We start from the raw sequence: 4,388 nt of genomic DNA, 5'->3' as shown, positions 1-4,388 counted from the left end.
TCTCTGCGCGCCCGTCCTGCCCGTTGGCGGGGACGGGCGCGCCGTGTCGTGGGAAGATAGTCGCGTGTTGAGGACGTACCGGGATGAGGCGATCGTCCTGCGCACCCATAAGCTCGGGGAGGCCGATCGGATCATCACCCTCCTCACTTCGGATCACGGGCTCGTCAGGGCCGTCGCCAAGGGCGTGCGGCGGACCTCGTCGAAGTTCGGCTCCCGTTTGGAGCCCTTCGGGGTGGTCGACGTGCAGCTGGCGAAGGGGCGCAGCCTGGACACGATCACGCAGGTGGAGGTCATCATCGCGCACGGCGACCTCCTCGCCGCCGATTTCGGCCTCTTCACCAGGGCGTCCGTCATGGCGGAGACGGCGGAGAGGCTCACGCAGGATTCCGACGAGGGCGCCCGTTCCCAGTACCTGCTGCTCGTCGGCGCTCTCTTCGCCCTCTCGCACGTGCGCCACGATCCCTGCCTCGTACTCACCTCCTATCTGCTCCGGGCCCTCGCGATCGCGGGATGGGCGCCCTCCTTCTTCGATTGCGCGGTCTGCGGGGCGGCCGGGCCCCACACCTCCTTCTCCATTCACGAGGGCGGTGCCGTCTGCGATGACTGCAGGCCGGCCGGGTGCGCGGCGCCCTCGGCCGAGGCGATGGCCCTCATGGGCGAATTGCTCTCGGGGGACTGGGCAAGGGCCGATCTTTCCGAGGCCTTCGCCCGGAATGAGGCGCACGCCCTCGTCTCCTCGTATGCTCAGTGGCACGTCGAGCGGCGCATCCGCTCCCTCGGTGTTCTGGAAAGGAGCAGGTGATGGTCGCCTTCACGGGATCCGATCGTTCCCTGGAGGAATTGCGCGGCCTCAGTCCGATGGAGCGCGCCGGAGCGGACCCCTTCGGGCGGCTGATCGGGCCGGGGGAGTGGCCGGGCCCTGTTCCGGCATTCGCCAGGGGGGAAGCGCCCGCGCATGTCGCCCTCGTCATGGACGGCAACGGGCGCTGGGCGAATGCGAGGGGCCTGACGCGGACCGAGGGGCACCGGGCGGGCGAATACGCGCTCATGGACACGATCGCGGGCGCGATCGATGCGGGCGTGCGCTATCTGAGCGTCTACACCTTCTCGACGGAGAACTGGAAGCGTTCCCCCGCTGAAGTCCGCTTCATCATGTCGTACGCGAGCGATGTGCTCGCGCGCCGGACGGGCCAGTTGAAGGAGTGGGGCGTCCACGTCCGCTGGTCGGGGCGCGAGCCGCGCCTGTGGAAGTCGGTGATCCGGGCCCTGGGGGAGGCCGAGGAGGCGACTCGCGCGAACACGACCCTGGATCTGGTCATGTGCGTGAATTACGGGGGGCGCGCCGAGATCGCCGATGCGGCGCGCGAGATCGCGCGTGAGGTGCGCGCGGGCCGTCTCAAGCCCGAGGGCGTGACGGAGAAGTCCTTCGCCCGCCACCTCTACCTGCCCGACGTCCCCGATGTCGACCTCATGATCCGCACTTCGGGCGAGCAGCGCATCTCGAACTACCTGCTCTGGCAGCTCGCCTATTCGGAGATGATGTTCGTCGACACCCCCTGGCCGGCCTTCGATCGTGAGGCGCTGTGGGACTGCCTCCTCGAGTACACCGGCCGTGATCGGCGCTTCGGCGGCGCGGTCGATGCTCGAGTCGGACGGTGAAGTCGCGGTCGAGGGGCGCTTGGGCGGACCGATCCGATCAATCCTGCGCGGGTTCGAGTGCCCGGAGCCGCTCGCATGAGGCGGAGGGGCCGTGCCGGCGCAGGCGCCGCATCAGAGCGCGTGCGCCGATGCCCGCGAGAAGGACGCCGATGACGATCCGTCCGGGCAGTGATCCGGCGACGGCGGAAAGGGCCGCCGTCCAGACGGCGAGCATGCCGAGGCCGTACATGAAGGCCCAGGCGACGCATCCGGGGATCATCGCGATCGTGTAGGTGCGCCACTTCATCCTCACGAGGCCGGCTCCTGCGTTGACGGCCGTCTGCACGCCGACGGTGAGGAAGCACAGGGGGATGATGATGAGCCCCCAGCGGTCGAGGAGCGCTGCGCCGCGCCTGGGCACGGGGCCGTCGAACCAGCGCGCCAGTGAGCCGCGGAAGCCGTCGCGGCCCGCGGAGGCGAGGGCGCCGCGGGCGGCGGCGCGACCGAGCCAATAGGTCCCTTGAGCGCGGAAGAAGACGACGAGGAAGAGGAAGATGATAAGCGGAGGGCCCGAGGAGGCCCAGTGGGGGATCACCGCCCGGCCTTCGCGCAGTCCCCGCACAGGCCGAAGAACTCCATGGAGTGCTCGACTTCGGTGAATCCGTGGGATGCTCCGACTTCTTTGACCCAGGCCTCGATGGCGTCCTGCTCGATCTCTTCAGCCCTGCCGCATTCACGGCAGACGAGGTGATGATGATGATGCGGGGTCTCGCAGAGGCGGTAGAGGGATTCGCCGTCGTGAGAGCGCAGGACATCGACGCGCTCGTCCTCGGCGAGGGTCTGGAGGTTGCGGTAGACGGTGGCGAGCCCGACCTTCTCGCCGTGGGATTTGAGGGCGTCGAAGATCTGCTGGGCCGATCGGAAATCGGGGACCCTGGCGAGCTCGGCGAACACCGCTTGGCGCTGCTTCGTCATTCGCTGCATGTGCGTCCTCCCCCGGTTCAGATGCTTGTCGCAGGATAGCCGATGTCCTGCGGTGAGCGCCGTTCGGGGTGCGGGGCCTCCGAGACGACGGCTCGCATCCGCCTGTTGCGCAGCTTGGAGTCGATGAGGGTCCTGATGAGGAAGGCCAGCGCGTAGATGCCGATGGCGAGGACGACGATCGCGGCCCCCGGGGACAGGTCGATGAAGTAGGTGAGGGACAGGCCTGCGAGGCAGACGAAGGCGCCGATCCCCATGGCGAGCCGCATCGTCGTCGTGAAGGATTTCGCGCCGAGCTGCGCGATGGCGACGGGGATGACCATGAGCGCGGAGACGAGGAGCGAGCCGACGACGCGCATGGCCACTGCCACCGTCAAGGCCGAGAGGACCGCGATGATCATCGACAGCGTCTTGACCGGAAGGCCGGTGGAGCGGGCGAATTCCTCGTCGTTCGTCACGGAGAACAGGCCGGGCGCGATGCCGACGCCGATGATGAGGATCGCGAGCGCGAGGACGGCGATGAGCAGGATGTCGTTCCACGAGACGGTGGCGATCGAGCCGAAGAGGTAGGAGTTGAGCTGGGCGGAGGTCCCGCCCGCGATCCCGATGAGGAGAACGCCCCCTGCGATCCCGCCGTAGAACAGCATGGCGAGGGCGACATCGGCGCTGGTCCTGCCCGATTGGCGGACGAGTTCGATGACGACGGCCCCCAGGAGGGAGACGAGGAGCGCTCCGGGCAGCGCCCAGGCGTCCTTCGGGGTGATGTTGGCGGCGGTTCCCGCGAGCCATCCGAGGGCGACGCCTGTGAGGGATACGTGTCCGATGCCGTCGCCGAGCATCGCGAGGCGGCGGTGGACGAGGTAGGTGCCGACGACCGGGCCCGCCATGCCGACGAGGAGGGCGGCGATGAGCGAGCGCTGCATGAGGGGCGAGGTCGCCATTGAGACGATCGCGTCGATGAGATCGGTCATCGCTTCTCCTTCAGTGCGCCGTCGACGAACGAGGGCGGGACGGGCGGTCGGGCGGCGCGGTGATGGCAGTCCTCGAGGCCGGGCCGGTGTTCGCCCTCGGGGCGCGCGGGCCCGTCGTAGGCGAGGTGCCCGCGCGAGATGCGGATCTCCCGGTCCAGGAGGGGCGCGAGTTCGCCGAGTTCGTGGAGGACGACGAGGATCGTGGTTCCGGCGTCTTTCGCCTCGGCGAGGATTTCCGCGAGGCGTTCGCGCGAGGCGCGGTCGATGCCTGCCATGGGCTCGTCCATGATGAGGAGCTCGGGGTTGCGGACCATTGCGCGTGCGATGAGGACCCGCTGGGCCTGCCCGCCGGACAGGATGGCGAGGGGGTCCTTGGCGCGGTGGGCCAGGCCGACCCGTTTGAGGGCGTTCAGCGCCCGTTCCTCGTCCTTGCGGTTCGTCCACCATTTGCGTCTGCCCAGTGTTCCGGTGAGGACGGTCTCCAGTGCGGATGCGGTGATCGCTCCGGCGGAGTTCAAGCGCTGGGGGACGTATCCGATGCGGTGCCAGGGGACTTGGGAGGGTTTCGCGTTGTCGATTCCGAAGACGCAGGCGCTTCCTCGGGTGATGGGGGCGGTGCCGAGGATCGCGTGCAGCAGCGTCGACTTGCCCGAGCCGTTCGATCCGGTGAGCGCCACCGTCTGTCCGGCGGGAATGCCGAAGGAGACGCCGTGGAGGACGAGGTTGGCGTCCCAGGCGACGTGGAGGTTCTCAACGGCGACGGCCGGCACCGCCGCGGGGGCGGTGCCGGCTCGAGTC

General features: G+C 68.9%; 6 protein-coding genes. 2 read left to right on the top strand and 4 right to left on the bottom strand.

Going from position 1 to position 4,388, the window contains the following annotated elements; translation table 11 throughout:
• Window positions 1–67 precede the first annotated feature (67 nt).
• Together recO and ACQY7V_RS05665 are read left to right on the top strand one after the other, a co-directional pair.
• Window positions 68–802, top strand: coding sequence for a DNA repair protein RecO (recO, locus tag ACQY7V_RS05670; RefSeq protein ID WP_428639288.1), 735 nt, complete (start codon window positions 68–70; stop codon window positions 800–802).
• Window positions 802–1,659, top strand: a complete 858-nt coding sequence (locus tag ACQY7V_RS05665) for an isoprenyl transferase (RefSeq protein WP_303774048.1) — start codon at window positions 802–804, stop codon at window positions 1,657–1,659. The genes recO and ACQY7V_RS05665 overlap by 1 nt, the downstream gene beginning before the upstream one ends.
• 37 nt (window positions 1,660–1,696) lie before the next feature.
• Here the strand turns inward: ACQY7V_RS05665 and ACQY7V_RS05660 are convergent, their stop codons facing one another.
• The 4 genes from ACQY7V_RS05660 to ACQY7V_RS05645 form a co-directional block, all read right to left on the bottom strand.
• The gene (locus ACQY7V_RS05660) at window positions 1,697–2,233 is read right to left on the bottom strand and encodes a VTT domain-containing protein (protein WP_235361198.1); all 537 of its coding nucleotides are present in this window, start codon (window positions 2,231–2,233) and stop codon (window positions 1,697–1,699) included.
• On the bottom strand, window positions 2,230–2,622 hold the full coding sequence (locus ACQY7V_RS05655) for a Fur family transcriptional regulator (protein ID WP_154478351.1): 393 nt from the start codon (window positions 2,620–2,622) through the stop codon (window positions 2,230–2,232). The genes ACQY7V_RS05660 and ACQY7V_RS05655 overlap by 4 nt, the downstream gene beginning before the upstream one ends.
• A gap of 17 nt (window positions 2,623–2,639) precedes the next feature.
• Window positions 2,640–3,590, bottom strand: a complete 951-nt coding sequence (locus ACQY7V_RS05650) for a metal ABC transporter permease (protein WP_428639285.1) — start codon at window positions 3,588–3,590, stop codon at window positions 2,640–2,642.
• A partial coding sequence (locus ACQY7V_RS05645; protein WP_428639283.1) for a metal ABC transporter ATP-binding protein occupies window positions 3,587–4,388 on the bottom strand: 802 nt, incomplete at its 5' end. The genes ACQY7V_RS05645 and ACQY7V_RS05650, both read right to left, overlap by 4 nt.

Source organism: Schaalia sp. (assembly GCF_050312375.1).
In the GTDB taxonomy this organism is placed as follows: domain Bacteria; phylum Actinomycetota; class Actinomycetes; order Actinomycetales; family Actinomycetaceae; genus Pauljensenia; species Pauljensenia hyovaginalis.
This window is presented reverse-complemented; position numbering and strand designations above follow the sequence as displayed.